The sequence below is a fragment of the Gimesia panareensis genome, from assembly GCF_007748155.1.
Taxonomy (GTDB): Bacteria; Planctomycetota; Planctomycetia; order Planctomycetales; family Planctomycetaceae; genus Gimesia; species Gimesia panareensis.
The window spans coordinates 334,630-354,288 of sequence record NZ_CP037421.1; the positions used below are offsets into that span (position 1 = coordinate 334,630).

17 protein-coding genes are annotated in these 19,659 nt (G+C 50.5%); 11 read left to right on the top strand and 6 right to left on the bottom strand.

Annotation, left to right across the window (positions count from 1 at the left end; translation table 11 throughout):
- Window positions 1–289 precede the first annotated feature (289 nt).
- Window positions 290–1,219, top strand: coding sequence for an SMP-30/gluconolactonase/LRE family protein (locus tag Enr10x_RS01310; RefSeq protein ID WP_145447937.1), 930 nt, complete (start codon window positions 290–292; stop codon window positions 1,217–1,219).
- Window positions 1,220–1,293: 74 nt separating this feature from the next.
- On the opposite strand, the gene Enr10x_RS01315 is transcribed toward Enr10x_RS01310, so the two are convergent.
- Window positions 1,294–2,448, bottom strand: coding sequence for a type IV pilus twitching motility protein PilT (locus Enr10x_RS01315; protein ID WP_145447938.1), 1,155 nt, complete (start codon window positions 2,446–2,448; stop codon window positions 1,294–1,296).
- A 237-nt stretch (window positions 2,449–2,685) separates the two neighbouring features.
- Entirely contained in the window at window positions 2,686–3,480 is a 795-nt protein-coding gene (gene hisF, locus Enr10x_RS01320; protein WP_145447939.1) for an imidazole glycerol phosphate synthase subunit HisF, read from the bottom strand.
- Window positions 3,481–3,972: 492 nt separating this feature from the next.
- On the opposite strand from hisF, the gene Enr10x_RS01325 reads away from it, so the two are divergent.
- From Enr10x_RS01325 to Enr10x_RS01355, 8 genes are all read left to right on the top strand, one after another.
- Window positions 3,973–5,031, top strand: coding sequence for a DUF1559 domain-containing protein (locus Enr10x_RS01325; RefSeq protein WP_145447940.1), 1,059 nt, complete (start codon window positions 3,973–3,975; stop codon window positions 5,029–5,031).
- 118 nt (window positions 5,032–5,149) lie between these two features.
- The gene (locus tag Enr10x_RS29795; protein WP_197997445.1) at window positions 5,150–5,323 is read left to right on the top strand and encodes a hypothetical protein; all 174 of its coding nucleotides are present in this window, start codon (window positions 5,150–5,152) and stop codon (window positions 5,321–5,323) included.
- 728 nt (window positions 5,324–6,051) lie between these two features.
- On the top strand, window positions 6,052–7,035 hold the full coding sequence (locus Enr10x_RS01330; RefSeq protein ID WP_145103187.1) for a DUF1559 domain-containing protein: 984 nt from the start codon (window positions 6,052–6,054) through the stop codon (window positions 7,033–7,035).
- Window positions 7,036–7,378: 343 nt separating this feature from the next.
- Entirely contained in the window at window positions 7,379–8,365 is a 987-nt protein-coding gene (locus Enr10x_RS01335; RefSeq protein WP_145103190.1) for a DUF1559 domain-containing protein, read from the top strand.
- Between the two features lie 174 nt (window positions 8,366–8,539).
- Window positions 8,540–8,998 (top strand): hypothetical protein, encoded by a 459-nt coding sequence (locus Enr10x_RS01340; RefSeq protein ID WP_145103194.1) that lies wholly within the window; start codon window positions 8,540–8,542, stop codon window positions 8,996–8,998.
- A 605-nt stretch (window positions 8,999–9,603) separates the two neighbouring features.
- A complete protein-coding gene (locus Enr10x_RS01345) occupies window positions 9,604–10,608 on the top strand; it encodes a DUF1559 domain-containing protein (protein WP_145103196.1) in 1,005 nt (334 codons plus the stop codon).
- Window positions 10,609–11,428: 820 nt separating this feature from the next.
- Window positions 11,429–12,433: a DUF1559 domain-containing protein gene (locus tag Enr10x_RS01350; protein WP_145103198.1), complete on the top strand. Its 1,005-nt coding sequence runs from the start codon at window positions 11,429–11,431 to the stop codon at window positions 12,431–12,433.
- Between the two features lie 136 nt (window positions 12,434–12,569).
- Entirely contained in the window at window positions 12,570–13,016 is a 447-nt protein-coding gene (locus Enr10x_RS01355) for a peptidase associated/transthyretin-like domain-containing protein (RefSeq protein WP_145103201.1), read from the top strand.
- A 119-nt stretch (window positions 13,017–13,135) separates the two neighbouring features.
- Here Enr10x_RS01355 and Enr10x_RS29800 read toward each other — a convergent pair whose 3' ends face one another.
- The 4 genes from Enr10x_RS29800 to Enr10x_RS01365 form a co-directional block, all read right to left on the bottom strand.
- A complete protein-coding gene (locus tag Enr10x_RS29800; protein ID WP_197997446.1) occupies window positions 13,136–13,306 on the bottom strand; it encodes a hypothetical protein in 171 nt (56 codons plus the stop codon).
- A gap of 103 nt (window positions 13,307–13,409) precedes the next feature.
- Window positions 13,410–14,459 carry a DUF1559 domain-containing protein gene (locus tag Enr10x_RS01360; RefSeq protein ID WP_145447941.1) on the bottom strand — a complete coding sequence of 350 codons (1,050 nt, stop codon included), beginning with the start codon at window positions 14,457–14,459 and terminating at the stop codon, window positions 13,410–13,412.
- A gap of 424 nt (window positions 14,460–14,883) precedes the next feature.
- The gene (locus Enr10x_RS29805; RefSeq protein WP_197996351.1) at window positions 14,884–15,036 is read right to left on the bottom strand and encodes a hypothetical protein; all 153 of its coding nucleotides are present in this window, start codon (window positions 15,034–15,036) and stop codon (window positions 14,884–14,886) included.
- 99 nt (window positions 15,037–15,135) lie between these two features.
- Complete coding sequence (locus Enr10x_RS01365) at window positions 15,136–16,209, bottom strand: DUF1559 domain-containing protein (RefSeq protein WP_145103207.1); 1,074 nt, start codon at window positions 16,207–16,209, stop codon at window positions 15,136–15,138.
- Between the two features lie 717 nt (window positions 16,210–16,926).
- Between Enr10x_RS01365 and Enr10x_RS01370 the strand changes: the two genes are divergently transcribed.
- Both Enr10x_RS01370 and Enr10x_RS01375 read left to right on the top strand, forming a co-directional pair.
- Window positions 16,927–18,105, top strand: coding sequence for a sialidase family protein (locus Enr10x_RS01370; RefSeq protein ID WP_145447942.1), 1,179 nt, complete (start codon window positions 16,927–16,929; stop codon window positions 18,103–18,105).
- Window positions 18,106–18,268: 163 nt separating this feature from the next.
- Window positions 18,269–19,612: a right-handed parallel beta-helix repeat-containing protein gene (locus Enr10x_RS01375; RefSeq protein ID WP_145447943.1), complete on the top strand. Its 1,344-nt coding sequence runs from the start codon at window positions 18,269–18,271 to the stop codon at window positions 19,610–19,612.
- Window positions 19,613–19,659 lie beyond the last annotated feature (47 nt).

Sequence of the window (19,659 nt, forward strand, 5' to 3'; positions counted from 1 at the left end):
CCCGTTCCTTCTATTTCTAATTTCGAGGATCCTGTTGCACAGGGTATGAACAGGGCAGGAGTTCAGGTGAGAAGATTCCGGTATTTTTAAAGGAAATTCAGAATCTGACTATCAGTCTGAGGGGAGAACAGGCCAAAATCAAGTAAACCATGGCGATTCACCCCCGGGTTTCTCTGATTCACCAGGGGAGAAACGCTGGTCGTCATCCTTTCATTACGACGAATCCCCATGTTTGTTGAATCACAGACTGCTGTTTTTACGAAATCATTCAATCCAGGAATCTGCTGCCATGTTTAAAAACGCTTTGTTGACTCTGCTGCTGCTTGGAATCTTGTGTGACACACTCCCCCTGGCTGGCAAGGAGACGCCCAAAGAAAGTCATCCCCTTCCTCGCACTGTGGCCCCCGGAGCGAAGCTGACAGAGGAGTATGCAGCGAAAGCTTTCTTCGAGGGGCCGGTCTGGGATCCCGCGGGGAAGAAATGGTACTTCACTTCGTTTGTCGATAAGGATGCCCAGATTTTACGGTTGGACGGCGAGGGCAAAGCGAGTGTCTGGCTGGACAAGACTAAAGGCATCAACGGCACTTATCTGTCGAATGAAGGCAACATGCTGGGTGCGCAAGCCTATGGCCAGCATGTGATGAGCTACGGCTTTGGTGAGTCGGGGCCCAGTAAGACGACGGTGATCGCGGCGAACCCGAAATGGAACCAGCCGAATGATGTCTGCCAGACGCCGAATGGGAATATCTATTTTACCGATCCGGATTTCAAGAACCGGAAAACGAGTGCCGTCTATGTGAGGACTACCGATGGCACGGTCAAGAAAATCATTACCGAGATGCCGGTGCCTAACGGAGTCATCGCGTCGAATGACGGGAAGACTCTTTATGTGGGTGACAGTCATGAGAAGCTGTGGCGGAGATATCCCATTCGGGAGGACGGTACTGTCGGTGAGGGGCAGGTCTTCTTCGATCCGGAGACCAAACGCAAAGATTCACCCGACGGGATGAGTATTGATGCCGAGGGCAATCTCTACCTGTCGGGGCGGGGTGGTGTCTGGGTGGCGTCTCCCTCAGGGAAATCTCTGGGTCTGATTCCAGTACCGGAATTCTGCTCGAATGTCAGCTTTGGCGGTGTGGATGGCAAGACGCTGCTGTTGACCTGTGCCAACAAAGTTTACAGCCTGAAAATGAAAGTCCCGGGCGGGCAGTATCGCTGAGTCCAAACGACAACCGGGTGCTGCCTGATGAGACAGTACCCGGTTGGTTGTCTTTGAATTTCGGTTGTCGGCGATTACAGAATCGCGGCCCCTTTGACGTCGATCCCCTTGAGGGTCATCTTGAGTTCTTCGACGTTCGGTGAAATTTCGAACGCGTCGGCGCGGCTGATGAACTCGCGGTCGATGAAGCCTTTCAGGCTGTCGTTGAACTGCTGCATCCCTTCGTCTTTCCCGATGCGGATGGCGGCTGCCAGCTTTTCGTCCTGCTCTTCCAGCACCAGCTTACGAACGGTCGGGTTGAAGGTCATGATTTCCACGATCGGGACACGCCCCGGTTTATCGACAATGGTTTTTAACAGTTTCTGGGCAACGATAGCACGCATGTTAAACGCCAGTGAGCCGCGAAGGGCTTTATGCATGTCCTGCGGGAAGAGGTCGAGAATACGGCCGATACAGGAAGGGGCGTTGGAAGCGTGAATCGTTCCGAACACAAGGTGCCCCGTTTCCGCAGCATGGATCGCAGTGGAGAAGGTTTCCATGTCACGCATTTCGCCCACCAGCATGATGTCGGGGTCCTGACGCACGGCATGTTTCATCGCGATTTCGAAGTCTTTGACATCGATACCGACTTCACGCTGGTTGATCAGACATTTATTCTGCGTGTACACGAATTCGATCGGGTCTTCGATCGTCAGAATGTGTTTGCGGTAATTGTCGTTGACCCAGTTGAGCATCGAGGCAATGGTCGTACTTTTACCACTACCGGTCACCCCGGCCAGGAGCACCATGCCCTGGTCGAACTTACACAGCGATTCCATCACGGGTGGCAGGAACAGCCCCTCGAAGTTGGGAATCGAACGTTCAATTTTACGGGAGACCATGCCGGGAAAGCCGAGCTGAATAAACAGGTTCACACGGAAACGCCAGGCTTCGCCTTCATATTCGACGACGTAAGAAAAGTCGGCCCCCCCTTCGTCGACGAAAATTTTCTTGTTTCGTTCGTCCATCATCGGATCAAAGAGAGCCATCATCTGGTCCCGGTCGATCGGGTCCATCTGCAGTTCGCGGAGAGTACCCTTCACACGCAGGATGGGTGCTTTGCCAACCTGCATGTGCAGGTCGGAACCGCCATGCTTGATCAGTTGGCGGAACACTTTATCAACTTCATTTTCAGCACGCCCGGTGATCGGGGAGATCTCTTTTGCTTTCGCAGGAACAGTAGTCGCCATTAACAAACTCCACTTAATTCTTATTCGAGACTGCTGCCAGAATTGGCAGTCGGGCTGACGGGAATTGCTGAGCGGGACCTGGAAAACGCTTAAAGGCAGGCACCACTGCCAGCGTTTCAGCATGATCCACTCTTACTATTTTGAAGACTCTCCGGGAACTTGCAAGCTCCTTTTGTAGTGATACCGGTAAATTTGTCACTCTTACAACGGGCCGGGTTGATGCAGAGCTGTGTAGGGTTACGCCTGGTTCAGGGAGACTTCACTCTTGAAGCGGATGGGAATCCCTCGTTCAGCGAGGTAGTGCTTGGTTTCGTCGACGGGATGGGTACCGTAATGGAAGATGCTGGCAGCCAGCGCAGCACTGGCTTTTCCTTCGGTCAGAACCTGATATAAGTGTTCAGGACAGCCCGCACCCCCACTGGCGACCACGGGGATGGAAACGGCTTCTGCAACCGCTTTGGTCATCGGCAGGTCGTAGCCGTCTTTGGTGCCGTCGGCATCCATTGAGGTGAGTACGATTTCGCCGGCCCCCAGTTCTTCGACGCGTCTGGCCCACTCGATTGCTTCCAGTCCGGTCGGGACGCGACCTCCGTTGACGTGGACTTCCCAGAATTCCTGTCCGTTTTTTTGAACCCGCTTGGGATCGATATTAACCACAATGCACTGGCTGCCGAACCGCAGGGCGGCCTCGCGGATCAGATCCGGATCTTTGACTGCCGAAGAGTTGATGGAAACCTTGTCACAGCCCGCATTCAGCAGGGCCCGAATGTCTTCGAGGGTGCGGATCCCTCCGCCGACGGTGAGGGGCATGAAGATGACTTCGGAGGTTCGGCGGACGATATCCAGAATGATGTCGCGTTCTTCATGGCTGGCAGTGATGTCCAGGAAGACCAGTTCGTCGGCCCCCTGTTCCTCATACCGGGCAGCGACCTCTACCGGGTCGCCGGCATCCTGAAGATTGACGAAGTTGACGCCTTTGACGACTCGCCCCGCATGCACGTCGAGACAGGGAATAATGCGTTTAGCCAGCATGAAAAGTACCTTGGAAGAATCAGACGGTGATTGGTGGAACATGGAAACGGGGCCAACAGTCCCCTGTAGATTAAATGATGGCCCGGCTTTTCGGTAGCCTGAGGAACACAATAACCACGGTCTGTATCAGGTTCTGCTCCCGTAGCAACTTGCGGGGTGAGTCCTGTCGGCCTGGATCTGGTGCAGTGTTGATCACGCCGTTTAAACGCTCTGATAAGGTCTATTTTCTTAATGTACTATACAAAAGTAAGATATTTGAATTTGTATAGATAAAAGATTGACAGCCTGACTTCATGCTTCTTAAACTAAAGCTTATTAATCATTTGTATATTAATGTACTGATGGTTTGTTGGTGTCGTCGGCGCTGCGACATTTGAGCTCCACGACTTCATATCACTGAGATCTTTCGATCTGAAACAGAGGTTTGATTCTTTCTATCAGTCCTCAGTTGTTCGACCGTCCTTTCATTTTCTTTATCTAAGGAGCACAGAAATGCGAAATTATCATTTTCAGAAAAGAGGTTTTACCCTGATTGAGTTGCTGGTGGTGATTGCCATCATCGCCATTCTGATCGCATTGTTGTTACCAGCGGTGCAGCAGGCACGAGAGGCGGCCCGCAGGAGTACCTGCAAGAATAATCTGAAACAGATGGGCCTGGCACTACATAATTATCATGAAGCGTTTGGTTCATTCCCTCCCGGTCAGATTCGGGGATGGAATGGCACCGTTGAACTGGGGAGTGGTGCTTCCTGGGGGGCATTGATTCTTCCCTATATCGATCAGGCACCACTTTATAACAAGCTCAATTTCAATATCGGTATTTATGAAGGAACGAACAAAACCACGATCAATGCAATTTCTGGTTTAAGTATGGTCCTCTGCCCCAGTGATACCGACCGGAGCCCCACCAGGAGTATTCATGGTTCCAGCACTCCGAACTATATGAGTTCCATTCCCAGTACCAGTTACTTTGGGAGCATCGGAGGATTTCAAAACGGGGATAGTACAGATGCCCGGCTTTCAGGAGGTTTTTTCACCTACGATCGTGCGCGCCCCACGAAGATCGCTTCTTTCAGTGACGGGACATCCAATACCATTGCCGTTGGAGAAAAGTCGTATCAGGTCTGGACCGGAGGCTCGTGGCTTGGCGTAGAACATAATACCTATCAGACTTCCAGTCCGGGGAACGATACCGCCTGCTGTCAGGACTGGTATCTGGGAGGCGGCATCTACCCGATTACCAATAAACTGACTCCTGGACTCGGCAGCACAAACTGGCGGTTCGGAAGCGTTCACACCGGGGGAGCGCATTTTCTGATGGCTGATGGAGCAGTACGGTTCATTTCCGAAAACATTCAGCACATTGTTTCTACACGCAGCGCTTCCACCTGTGCTACGAATAATTGTGGCTGTGAATGGAGTAATGATGCCAATGCCTGTGCACCCGGCGCCCCGGGGGGCTGGAACGATAAGACATATCTCGGGGCACATTTCGGGATCTATCAGCGACTGCATCACAGAAATGATGGATTAACCATTGGTGATTTTTAATTGACTGTCTGATCAACCGGATCTTCCTCGTTCGCATGTCCTGAAAACAGGATGTGCGGAGGCCATTATTGCCAGGAGTAGATCGAACGAGTGGTTCTCGTTTCACAAAGGAGAGACAATGCATCTATTAACAGATAAAGTCGTTTTGAAACTGATTCCCCCCGGACTGTTTTGCTTCAGTCTGTTGCTGACTTCATGTGCAGATCAGAATACGGCGGAACTGACGCAGCCAGATCCGGGGCTTAATGCAGAAGCATCGAGCGCTGAAATGGAACACGCGAAGAAAAAATAACGGCAATATCAGGATGTATTCCGGCGTGACGACTTTACGAAAGAGATCGTTTACGGAATTTATTCTGATGTGCTGCCAACGACAGTGGGGGAGTGAGATTGATATTTCACTCCCCCATTTTTTGTAGCAGCTTTGCTGACGGAATTGACGACTTCGAATGTGCGGCAGACTGATCTATATGAGTTTGCACAAAACGTCTTGTTTTGATTGCCTGTAAGCGTGAGCGATCTTTAGCTCTCACGTTCAGCTGTCATTTTCAAATGCAGCGAATCAGCAACAGCCCGCTTCTCCTGGGTGCAGAGATTTCATGCCCCCGACCCTGTTAGTGATGTGTATAAATGGTCCAGGTAAGCTCGTCTTCTGTTTTAATTTATAAAGATAATATAAAGATCGGGATTGACTCTTTTACTGTTCAGAGTAATCTGAAATGACTTCAAATCTAATATGACTGGTGAATTATTGATTTGAAAACCATCCCTGACCCACCCTGGGGCGCTCCTGGATTTTTGTTTTGCTTTGTACAGGATCAAAGCCCTCCTTAAGAGACCTCCCCTGCTGCCGACCGGCATTCTTACCTTGCGCTACAGTTACTGACGGCCTGCACAGATTTAATCCCTGGCAATATTTTGAGAACAGTGCTGCCTGATCGAAGCGTTTATCACAGACTTGCAGCAACGGAATACTGATTAATATTCGATTTTAAAGATATCCGAGAACTGGAGGCTGCTATGAAACATCGCTCACACTGGCGCGGTTTTACATTAATTGAACTTCTGGTGGTGATTGCCATCATTGCGATTCTGATTGCTTTATTACTCCCTGCCGTCCAGCAGGCCCGGGAAGCAGCTCGTCGCTCCACGTGTAAGAATAATCTGAAACAGGTCGGCCTGGCGTTGCACAACTACCACGATACGCATCGGGTCTTTCCTTACGCGACTGCCAATCCTGGTAACTGTGTTCCTGCCATCTCAACGGCGACCATTACGAACCATACCGGCTGGCTCTATCTGCTGCCTTTTATGGATCAGGCACCCCTGTATAACCAGTTCAATTTCAGTGCAGCAACCGGGCAACATAACAAGACGTCGAATACCCTGGCCGGGGGTGGCGCGATCGCCAGTGGAAATGCTCAGTTGGGGACCCATGTCATTCCCATTCTCATTTGTCCCTCCGATGATGGAGGTGCGACCTATCCGGGGGCTGATACGAATTATGGAACCGGTGTAGCCCACTCAGCCCGGACCAGCTACGGATTCAGTGTTACGACCGGTGAGTTCTGGGGAGGGGGCTGCACTTACTGGGTGAATGAAAGTAAGACAAATCGTGCTATGTTTGGCACAAATTCCAACTGTAAAATTCGTGACATCAAAGATGGGACCAGTAACACGGTGGCCGTCGCAGAGACAACCCTGGATGTCGATGACGGAGAATGCCAGATCTGGTCTGCTTCCTCGCACGTGGGGATGGGAACCATGCTGAAAGCGAGCAGGGGTATTAATCAGTTCCGTTGCTGCGGCTGGCGAACGCCTCCCAATGCACAGTTTCAGCCAGGGCGACTGGGAGAATGGGGCGAGCCGGGAAGTACACATACCGGCGGGATGCATGTCCTGCTGGCGGATGGAGCCGTCCGTTTTATCAGCGAAAATATTGATACGAACACGCGTCTCAATCTGGCCAATATTTCCGATGGAAATCCCCTGGGCGAATTTTAATGAAGGCTTTTGCAGGCTGTGATCTGTCCGGATTTGATTGTCCGGTTGGATCACAGCTCAGGCAGCGAATTTATAGTAAGTCTTTTGTTTTCAGGGGAATAATGCAATTTTTGTTGACAAGGAAAACACGATCACCCAATAATTACTAAACCTAAATATTAAAGGGCGAATACCTCAATCTCTGCTTTTGAGAGAATATTAGATTTTTATGTCTCCTTAATTTTTATGCGAAACTTTCGTGCGTTTATCAGTGTTTAGTTAGTCGTCTTAAAAAATTCAATTCTGAATTGATGTCATAAACCCAAGTCTTATTTCTGTTTCTATCTATTTCTGGAGATGACAAATGCGACAAACATTCCGAAAGCGTGGCTTCACGCTGATCGAACTTCTGGTGGTAATTGCCATCATCGCCATCCTGATTGCCTTGCTGTTGCCCGCTGTGCAACAGGCGCGGGAAGCAGCCCGCCGCTCGACATGTAAAAACAACCTGAAACAGGTCGGGCTGGCATTACACAACTATCACGACACTCATCGCGTGTTTCCTTACGCGACATCGAACCCCGGTACCTGTGATGCAGGGACAGGGACTTTGATCACAAATCACACCGGCTGGTTGTACCTGCTTCCCTTTATGGATCAGGCCCCTTTGTACAATAAGTACAATTTCAGTGCTGCCACCGGTGATCGGAAGGATTCGGGAAACAGCCCGCAGCCTCTCGCAGGTGGTGGTGCGGTTGCCAGTGGAAATGCGGTTCTGGGAACAAATATCATTCCCATTCTGATTTGCCCTTCCGATGATGGTGGTGCCGTTTATGCGCCTGCCAGTTCCGCATATGGAACCGGGGCCGCAAACTCGGCCCGCACGAGTTATGGTTTCAGCGTCACCAATGCCCACGACACGGGGGCCTGTAACATGTGGACTCTGGAAGGTAAAACCACCCGCGCCATGTTTGGGATCAACTCGAACTGCCAGATTCGTGATATCAAAGATGGTACCAGCAATACGGTGGCCGTCGTGGAAACCACGCTGGATGTTGACGATGGTGAGTGCCAGTCCTGGGCAGCAGCTTCACACGTTGGTCTGGGGACCAATTTCAAATCGAGCCGGGGCATTAATGAATTTCGTTGCTGCACCTGGAGAACTCCTCCGATGGCGCAGTTTCAGCCTGGTCGTCTGGGAGAATGGGGAGATCCCGGCAGCACGCATACCGGTGGTCTGCATGTGCTGATGGGTGATGGTGCAGTCCGGTTTGTCAGCGAGAATATCGATACGACGACCCGGAACAATCTGGCAAATATTTCAGACGGGAATATCTTGGGAGAATTCTAATTCTCTTTGCCAAAACGTTTACTGTCAGCCTCCTCCGTCCCTGAACCGGACAGAGGAGGTCTGTTTTATTCTTTTCTCTCCGGGCCAAATACAGATGAGGTCTGTTTCTCAGTGCGGTTCTACTGGCTGAGGAATGCAGAATTTCAGATCTGAATCAAAGTGAAAGTGAGTTGAATGTTGAAACCGAACAGACAGATTGCCATTCTCCTGATGACCGCTGCCATGCTGAGTGGCTGTGGTGGTCATTCTGCCGAAGTACCCGATGAACTCATTCCAGTGACGGGGACAGTCAAACTGGATGGCGAGCCGAAAGCCAATATCACGGTCATTTTTAATCCGGGGAAAAATACCACCGGAACAGGTGGGTATGGCGTGACCGACAAAGATGGAAAATATACGCTGACGCACCGCAGCAACCAGCCGGGAATTGAAGCAGGGGAATACGTTGTGACCTTTTCGATGATGGGACTGCCGGACGGGAGCCCTATTCCGGAAGGGAAGGATGCCGCTGATGTGGGAGCAGTCCAGTTGCTGCCGGATAAATACACAAACCCCAATCGGGAGATGAATCTGACGATCGCCACAGTCAAAGCACCATCGGTGACTTTGGATTACGAAATTAAATCAAAGTAAGTCAGCGCGAAGAGGGGAAGAATGAATTCCGAATTCTTTCCTGTCAGATTCTGATTCTGTGAGTGAAATGCTGGGAGGTTGGTACCAACCTCCCTTTTTTTATTAATCAACCAAGTACAAATCTCTCCATCACTTGAGCCTGGCAGAACGACCTGTGAGTGCCAGTCAGGCTGACCTGCAATCAGTTACGACATGCTGTTAAAACAGTTAAATCAGGCTGTCTTTGTGGCTTTAGAGGGCAGGCTCACATCGCTACGGTGAAATATTAAAAAAATTAACGAACCCCAGAGATTTGTTTTGACAAATTCGAATCAATCTTAAGATAATAAAATTATTAATTGTCTCTTCATATCTGAATTGAGATAGCTGCCCGTCTGATAAATCGACTTATCTTCGATTCCATTTGTGTTCTTTCAGAATTCACTAAGTTCTTAGTGTCGGCACATGCAATTTGATGTTGTGCCTGAGTTGATTCTCCGTCTTCTCTCCGATTCACTCCCCCCTGTCACGAATCAGTTAAGCAATCAGACATACATTTTTTGTTTGAGCCGAGCACTTCTAGCGTATTAATACCTCATTTCTTTTCTTTCTTCCGGAGGTGGAAAATGCTACAGCTCAAAAAAAGACACGGATTCACACTGATCGAACTTCTGGTGGTGATTGCCATCATTGCAATTCTCATCGCCCTGTTGTTGCCTGCTGTCCAACAGGCCCGGGAAGCCGCACGGCGTTCAACCTGTAAAAACAACCTGAAACAAATTGGACTGGCTCTACACAATTACCACGATGCTCATAAATGTTTTCCTTATGCGGCATCGCACGATTCCAGCATAACGGCGAGTACAGGGAAACCCGCTTATGCACTCAACCATAAAGGCTGGCTACTGGTGCTCCCCTATATCGATCAGGCTCCTCTCTACAATAAGTTTAATTTCAGCCTGGCTGCCAGCAGTGCTCGATTAAACGGGTTATCGATGCCCGGCGGTCTGGCCCCCGGGTCAGCGGGGAACACGAACGATCAGGTTGTCAGTAGAATCATCCCGGCTTTCATGTGCCCTTCCGACGATAATGACACGCACTATCGGAGCAATAGCAGCTCCAACTATTCAATTGCGAGTGGCAGCACTTCACGCTACGGTGCCTACACAAACTATGATTTCAGTGTCCAGAGATTTTCCAGCACGGGGTACAACTGGCAGGTACAAAGTCGGAGTTCCCGTCGAATGTTCGGTCTCGAGGGCTGTTGTCGGATTCGTGACGTCAAAGATGGTACGAGTAATACCGTCGCTGTCGCCGAGACTTTGCGCTGGACTTACAATGGCGTTTCCCAGACCTGGGGTTACACCAAATGGGTTGGTATGGGGGTCGACCTGACGTATTCCCGCGGGATTAACTGGTGGCCCTGCTGCTCCTGGGACTCACCTCCCTTCCAGCGTCCTACAGGTCCCGGTCGACTGGGTGACTGGTCCACCGTCGGCAGTCTGCACACCGGCGGTGCGCATGTTCTGATGGGTGACGGTGCCGTCCGTTTCATCAGTGAAAACATTGATGCCACCACTCGTAACCGGTTGGCTTATATTTCTGATGGTAACCCGATCGGAGAATTCTAAGCTCTGTTTCTGAGTTGGTTGGCTGACATACCAGCTGGACCACGGGGGGAGCCATTTCCCCCGCGGTCTCTTTGAAATCAAAGGCGGGAGAAGATAAATCTGCAGAACGGAGAAGGTCCACTTCTACCGGCCAGGGAATGTAGCAGTATCAGGATTGAACCAAACCGCGAAATCTATCCGTCTCATTGCGACAGTCACAGCGTCAGTGTCCACCTTGAATTTCAGCTGATTATGAAATCAGGTCAGTGGATCCGGGAGAGGACCGGTGGTCGTTTTCTTTGTTTCTCAGGTCCCTGGAAGTTCAATCAGATCAAGGGATCTCCTACCCCATCTTTCTGTGATTGAAAACGCTAAGTGGCATTGTGGTAGGTGGTTATGGCCTGCTTTTCATGCGATTTCACAGCGAAAATCTGCAATCCCTGCAATGCGGACTACCTCTCAGTCCGTGAGAAACAATACACACTTCTTCCCTTTAATTGTAAAAAAATAAATGAACTTCACAAATTTGTTTTGACAAATTTGGAGGGACAATAACATAATAATTCTTATTAACCATCTCTTCATATCCAAGAATAGAGATGATTTCCCATCTGAGTTTAATAAACGTCTAATCATAATTTCGTGTGTTGTTTCAGTATTCACTAAGTTCTTAGTGTCGGCACATACAATCTTAAGCTGTGTGATTGTTGATTCACCATTTTTTCTTGTACCAATTCCATGTTAAGAATCAGTTAGACAATTACGCATTCACTTTTGTTTGAGCCTGTGCACTAAAGCGTATTTATACCTCACTTCATTTCTTTTTTTCCGGAGGTGGAAAATGCTGCAGCTCAAAAGTAGACGCGGATTCACACTTATCGAACTTCTGGTCGTGATCGCGATTATCGCGATTTTGATCGCCCTCCTGTTGCCTGCCGTTCAGCAGGCCCGTGAAGCGGCTCGACGCTCAACCTGTAAGAACAATCTGAAACAGATTGGCCTGGCGCTTCACAACTATCACGATGCACACAAGTGCTTCCCTTATTCTGTGTCTCATGCACACAGTATTACATCGGGTTCTGCCAGTCATGCATTTGGCCTGAATCATCGGGGCTGGTTGCTGATTTTGCCTTACATTGATCAGGCTCCTCTGTACAACAAGTTCAACTTCAGCCTGGCAGCCAGTACCGGGGCTCCCACCGCAAAACCAGTTCCAGGCAACCTGTTGCCGGGATCTGCTGGAAATGCGAACGATCAGGTGATCTCCAGAATCATTCCTGCGTTCATGTGTCCTTCTGACGACAACGATACGCATTATCGTTCTACCACCAGTCCTCACTACGCGATCGCACCCGGCAGTTCCAGCCAGTATGCGGCTTACACAAACTACGATTTCAGTACGCGAAGAACTTCCAGTTCAGCCAGTATCTGGAACACAGAAAGCCGTACTTCACGTCGGATGTTTGGTATTGATGGTTGCTCCCAGATTCGCGATGTCAAGGACGGGATGAGTAACACAGTAGCCGTCGCTGAGACTTTGCGTTGGACCTACAACGGTGTTTCCCAGACCTGGGGACATGCAAAATGGGTTGGACACGGGGTCGACCTGACGTACTCACGCGGGATTAACTGGTGGCCCTGCTGCTCCTGGGACTCACCTCCCTTCGCGCGTCCTACAGGTCCCGGTCGACTGGGTGACTGGTCCACGGTCGGCAGCCTGCACACTGGTGGTGCTCATGTTCTGATGGGTGACGGTGCCGTCCGCTTCATCAGTGAAAACATCGATGCCACAACCCGCAACAATCTGGCTTATATTTCTGATGGAAACCCGATCGGAGAATTCTAAGCTCTGATGCGGATCTGTTGATGACATATCAACAAGACCACGGGTGATGTGATTTCGCCCGTGGTCTGTTTCTACACTTCTTCTTTCTCAAGTCTTTCAATCTTTTGATTTACTGACAGGACAGGATATCAGGTAAATGCGTTACAATCGACTTCTTTTGAGTGCTTTATTCCTCTGTCTTACAGGATGTGGCGGTGGTGCCAGTGAAAATACGCTGGACGTCTACCCCGTGAGTGGAACAGTGACCGTTGACGGAGAGGCTGTTCAGGGTGTCTCAGTTACTTTTTTCCCGGAAGGGACCACAAAGGGGAATGGCGGATTTGGCGCCACGGATGCCTCTGGTAAGTTCACGCTTAAAGATCGTGACCAGCGTGATGGTGTTGCAGAAGGGACTTATCGCGTCCTGGTAACCCGTCTGGTAAAGCCGGATGGAAGTCCCATCGGGGGTGAAGAGATGGCAGCCGATGTCGGAGCCATGAATCAACTTCCCGATATGTACAACGATCCCAAATCGTCGCCGCTCACTGCGACAGTTGGTAAAACAAACGAACCTTTCAAATTTGAAATCAAAGGGAAAAAATAATCATTCTGCACGGAGCACACTGACTCAGCAGAATCTGAAAACGGACAGCACTGGTCCCCGTTTTGAACAGGGCAGACTCAAGCAGGGTCTGCCCTGTTTTGATGTAAAAGCGGTACTCTTTACGGAGGCGGGACCATCTTGCCTTCGTCTCCCATCATTTCGGGAGGTTTGCTGTCAACAGAATCTTCGGGGGCGCCTTTCGAGCAGCCTGCCAGTGCCAGCAGCAGAATCAGGCTGAAGATGCTGCCTTGTTTTATTCGCAGGGATATCATTCGTATCATTCGTATCATGAAATTCTCCTGTAACGGTGAAGTGACCAGACGGAGATCTCCACGGGGGTTGTTGTGTCTGAACCGGAAGATCTCTCTGGGCTGGTCAGGATAGGGCAATCGGTCAGTATTCACCTAATACCTGCGCGTCATTGATTCTTGTCAGCAGGGCATAGGTATCTTTATCCATGTTTTCGGTGAGGAAGCGAACTGCACCATCTCCCATTAAAACATGAATCCCACCTTCATGGACGCTGGAAGCGACGTTGACGTAATGACGGTTGTCTGCAGTCGTTCCAGAGCCGGTCATGCCAGGTACGTGCAGGGGACCATTGATATGGTACCGGGCGTTGTTGATGTGGTTGGGGTCAATGTTCGGGTGATTGACGGCAAAGGTGCCATGGCGGCGATAACCGGCCCAGATCGGCGAGTAGGCATCGTCAGACCTTCCCTGGATGGCGCCTTCGCAAACCGAGATGGTCTGACTTAATCCGTCTCTGACATCTTTGATTTTGGCTGCGCCATTATGCCCAAACATTCCACGATATTTGATTCCGGTTTTACCGCTCGCCAGATTGCTGGCGCTGTCTTTGTAGACAGACCAGATCTGGTTATCGACCCAGCCGTTTCCATGGCCGCCCGCACAGAACAGGTAGTTGGCCCGGGCATGGCTGGCGATGAAGCCGTCCGCGTCCGTTCTGACTTCGATATCTTCCCCTTCATCAGACGGACAGAGCAGGATCGGGATGATGGTCTGCACCAGCGGGCTGTTGGCATTGGGCCAGCCCCCGACAACTCCGGTATACAGTCCCCGGTAATGCCCATTGGTGGCGATGTTTAAGTTGAACTGGTTGTATAAGGGAGCCTGGTCCAGATAGGGGAGCAGGTGCAGCCAGCCAGTGTGGTTTAATGCCAGCGTAATATTGGCATTGGTGGGCATGACAGTGCTGCCCGCATTCGTAGAGCCGAGAGGAAAGACACCATGTGCTTCATGGTAATTGTGGAGTGCCAGTCCGATCTGTTTCAGGTTGTTTTTGCAGGTCGATCGTCTGGCGGCTTCGCGTGCCTGCTGGACAGCAGGTAGCAGCAGCGCAATCAGAATTGCAATGATGGCGATGACCACCAGCAGTTCAATCAGGGTAAAGCCGGGCCTTAGTCTACGTATCCGCTTCATGGAAGTTCTCTTTCAGAAATGAGATAAATGAGAAACCGAAAACCACTTCATTCAGAATGAATTCAATGGAGAAACTGTTCAGCGAATCGCGAGCGCTGTAATAGACTGGAGACGATTCAGGCACTCCGACCGGTCTGGTCATCCAGAGTGGAGCCAGTCAATACAGCGGAAATTGAAATCTGCCTCTAATGAACTTTCGAACCGCGTAATTGTTTCGAAAAAAATCAATTAATTTTTCAGAGCAGATCGAATGATAGAATTTCCAGGACGGAAAAATGTTGGGGGACAGGGAGTTGTGAATGCGTTGAGAAAATATGTGAAATTGTGATTCCGGAAAAGAAAAAACCGGCTGCTCCAGATTGAGGGAAGACAGCCGGCTTCTGTTTGTGATTCAGTGATCAGTAAAAACCTTGAGAGAGTGAGGTTATTCCGGTGGCAGTGCCAGTGACCCTTCATCACCGACTTCAACGGGCTTTTCCGCATCGGGTGATGCTTCTGAACCATTGGAACAGCCGGCAACCCAGATTAAGCCACAGAGACAGAGCAAACAGGGCAGAAATTTGTGAAGGTGTTTCACAATCTTCTCCTTTAACTTGTAGCCCGGCGCATGACGCGCCGGGCTCAGATTTTAACGAGCGGGTTAACTAAGGATTGAACAGGAGAATGAATCCGGGGATTAATACTCGCCCAGAACCTGGCTGTCATTGATACGAGTCAGGAGGGCATAGGTATTTTTATCCATGTTTTCTGACAGGAAACGGACCGAGCCGTCTCCCATTAAGACATGAATCCCCCCTTCATGGACGCTGGAGGCGACACCCACATGATGTCGGTTATCCGCTGTCGAGCCGGAGCCGGTCATGCCAGGCACATGCAGGGGGCCATTGATGTGGTACCGGGCGTTATTGATGTGATTCGCATCAATATTGGGGTGGTTGACTGCGAAAGTGCCATAGCGACGATAGCCGGCCCAGATTGGTGTGTAAGCATCGTTGGTACGGTTGTTAATTGATCCTTCGCAAACCGCGATGGTCACACTGGTACCGTCTTTAATATCCTTGATTTTGGCAGCACCATTGTATCCAAACATACCGCGATAACGGATTCCGGTCCGTCCGTCTGCCAGGTTGCTGGCACTGGTTTTGTAGATGACCCAGAGTCGACCCCCGGACCAGCCATTTCCATGACCGCCCGCACAGAACAGATAGTTACATCTCGCATGTCTGGCGATGTAATTTGCGGCATCTGTTCGGACTTCGATGTCTTCCCCTTCGTCGGAGGGGCAGAGCAGTACAGGCAGTTTGACCTGCACCAGCGAACTGTTGGCATTAGGCCAGCCCCCTGCAACCCCCGTTATGGAGTTGGGTGTTGAACTGGAAGGGGGGCCGTAATGACCATTGGTGGCGATATTCAAATTGAATTTGTTATACAGGGGCGCCTGATCCAGGAAGGGAAGGAGCAGCAACCAGCCTGTATGATTTAAAGCCAGAGTTGGCTGAGGGTTTACGTCTACGAAATTCCCACTGCCGATATTGTTGGCACCAATGGGGAAAACGCGGTGGGCATCATGATAATTGTGTAGCGCCAGTCCAATTTGTTTCAGATTGTTTTTACAGGTGGAACGCCGGGCCGCTTCTCGTGCGGACTGAACTGCAGGGAGCAGCAGAGCGATGAGAATCGCGATAATGGCGATAACCACCAGCAGTTCAATCAGGGTAAAACCTCGCTTGTGTCTTGTGAGCCGTTTCATCTTCACCTCCGGAGATTAAAGTGAAATAAGAGAAATAAAGAACTTCTCTTACTCTCATCCGACTCTTTCCCGGCTATTGGCGAAGCGAAACTCAGCATGCACACAGCATTGAGTACGATAGAAGTGAGAACAATCTGTGCGAACGCAAATTTCAGACAGCGATGAAGCGCGATTTAGAGTTCAGATAAGAATAAGGGATATATATTTCACGTCACATTAACTGTCAGAACTGACAGGAAAAGACTCACTTATCCGGGGCGAAAACCCATTTGAACTGTTGTAAAAGCATCTTCCATTTAAAACCAGAATAAAAAATTGTCAACAAATTTTTGAGAATTCGAAACGCGCCGTGGCACATGCGGGGTCTATCTTGAGCCGTTACATGTGTTTATGTGGAACTGATTTTTTTGAGGTTTTTAACTCAGGCACGAACAGGAGCCGGATCCGCCCCGACCTGTACTCGGAGCGCTGGAATACAGGGCTCTGACGCGCCTCATCCGGTCACAGACCGAATAATACTAACTCTCCGACAGACAGTCGCTTATGACATTTACCGGGAAAACAACAAAATCAAAAGCCCGCTGCTTGAAGAACAGAACTGCTTTCAGTCCAATCAAAGAGGCCAGTAAATAAACTCCATTAATTTAAATCGCCAAAGTTGATTATCGCTCACTCGGACTGTCGAAACGATCAATGAATAGAAAGCAGGTATTTCTGATGAGAGTCCTCAAGTTCGCTGGGATCATCATGCTGGCAGGTTTGCTGCCAGTGACTTTTCTGAGTGCCGGTGAGAAAGCATCCAGTTCCCTGGCAGAGAATGGCAAAGCAAAGCGGGCACTGCAGTTGCCTCCTGCAGGCGATAATCCCCGTAACAGTGAAGGGGACTTCATCACGCTGAAAGATGGTCGCATCCTGTTTGTCTACACTCATTTCACCGGCGGTGCGGCAGATCATTCATCCGCCTGTCTCGCAGGTCGTTTTTCTGCGGACGGAGGCAAAACCTGGACTGATCAGGATAAGTTGATTATGGAGAACGACGGTCAACAGAATATCATGTCGGTCTCGCTGCTCCGCCTGCAGGACGGTTCGATTGCTCTATTCTATCTGCGGAAAAACTCCATTCATGATCTGCGTCCGGTGATGCGTATCAGTCGTGATGAAGGAGCGACCTGGAGCGAAGCGACGGAAATCATTCCTGAGTCGGAGGTCGGTTACTATGTCATGAATAATGACCGGGTGATCCAGTTGAAAAAGGGTCGACTCGTTCTGCCGCTGGCACTGCACGAGAATCTGCCCGGCTCGAACCGGTTCAATCCCAATGCCCGCTTCCTCTGCTATTACTCGGACGATGGGGGGAAGAACTGGTCCCGCGGAGAGGCGGCTGAAGTCGAAACGCAACCCGGCAAGAAGCAACCTTATATGCAGGAACCGGGAATTGTTGAACTCAAGGATGGTACCATTATGGGATTCTGCCGAACGAATGGTGGCAGCCAGTATGTGGCGATATCGAAAGATGGCGGGAAGACGTTTTCCACTCTCAAACCCTCGAATATCATCTCTCCCGTCTCCCCTGCGTCTATTGAACGCATTCCCTCTACCGGGGACCTGCTGCTTGTCTGGAATAATCACCAGGACATCCGCCCGGAACTGCGCGGAAAGCGAACTCCGTTGACGGTTGCGATCTCGAAAGACGAGGGACAGACCTGGCAGCAGATTCAGAACGTGGAAGACAATCCGAACGGGTGGTATTGTTATACCGCGATAGAATTCACGAAGGACGGCGTGCTGCTCGGGCATTGTGCCGGAGATCGCACCAAAAATAACGGACTGGCAGAATCACAGATTACGTTGATTCCCCTCTCTGTGATTTACGGAAAAGAATCACGACACCGATGAGCCTGCGTGTCTGAAAGTGACAGGCAGACGGCCGACAGGGCAAGTGCTTCGAGGCGATTCCTCATTTGGAGAAGATTTCTCTTGAACTGGGAGTCTGCTTGAGGGAGACTGATTATTAAGAGTGTTAACTAAGTCCGTCCGTCACCTTCTCCCGGAGTCTATTATGAGTTCATCGTCCTTCTCTCGTCGCCAGTTTCTGGGGGCTACACTCGCGACCGGATTGGGGTCTATCGCTGCCGGGAGTGCTCTGGGTAAGCCACCAGCGGTGAAGCATCCGCGGGCCACCGACGGAGATCAGCGGTTCGAACCAGACTGGGATGAGCGTCTCTCCATCTCTGTAGGAACCGAAAAAGGTGATATCACAGGGAACAGTGATAAAGCATTGCAGGCTGCCATCGATTATATCGCGGGCAAAGGGGGCGGCACCGTAAAGATTCTGCCCGGTACGTTTACATTGCGGAATGCCCTGCATCTGCCGTCAAATATCCGGCTGCTGGGAAGTGGTTCCGAGACAATCATCACGAAAGGTCCGTCGGAAACTGTTGTAGTCTCCGAAGATTCGGACTGGTACGATCAGGAAATTACTCTCGAGAAGTCGGCCGGTTTTCAGGTGGGTGATGGTGTCGTGCTGGTGACAAAAAATCCGAGTACCGGCGGACAGGATGTGATTAAACGTACGCTCGTGGCCCGCTCGGGGAACCGCTTCAAGCTGAATGACGGACTGCGAAAAAATGTCTGGCTCTCCGGGAAGCCGACGGTCTCTTCACTGTTCCCGTTACTCACCAGCGAGTATACCCGTAACGTCGTGATTGAAAATCTGACGCTGGACGGCAATCGAAAAAACAATACCAACCTGAACGGGAATTATGGCGGCTGTATCTTTCTGCAGGACTGCAATCGCTACACGATCCGGGATGTGACTGCGCGCAACTACAACGGGGACGGCATCAGCTTTCAGATCTGTCATGACGTGAAAGTCGAAAACTGTCACAGTCATGATCACGCCGGCCTGGGTGTGCACCCCGGTTCCGGGGCACAGCGGCCCCTGATTCAGAATAGCCGCTTTGAACGCAATCATATCGGACTGTTCTGGTGCTGGGGTGTGAAATTCGGACTGGCAGAAAAGAACCAGCTGACCGGAAACGATATCGGCATCTCCATCGGTCATAACGATACCGACAATGTGATGCGCGAGAATATCGTTGCCGACAGCAAAGAAGTCGGGATTCTGTTCCGCAATGATGCCCGCGGCAAGAACTTCTGGGCCAACCGGAATACGGTGGTCAAAAATCAGATCATCAACAGCGGTGCCGCCAATGGTGTGGCCATCGATATTACGGGGCGCACTTCGGACCTGGTCATCAAAGAGAATCAGATCAGCGAACAACGTCAGCCGATGCAGCGGACCGGGATTCGCATTGGTCCGGATGCAGGCAAAATTGAGCTGGCTGACAACCAGATCGAGGGCTTTATGAAGTCGATCGACGATCAGCGACAGGCGACCTGAGCACTCTGATCCTGGTTTGGATCAGAGTGCGTGGTCGGGAGTTTTCT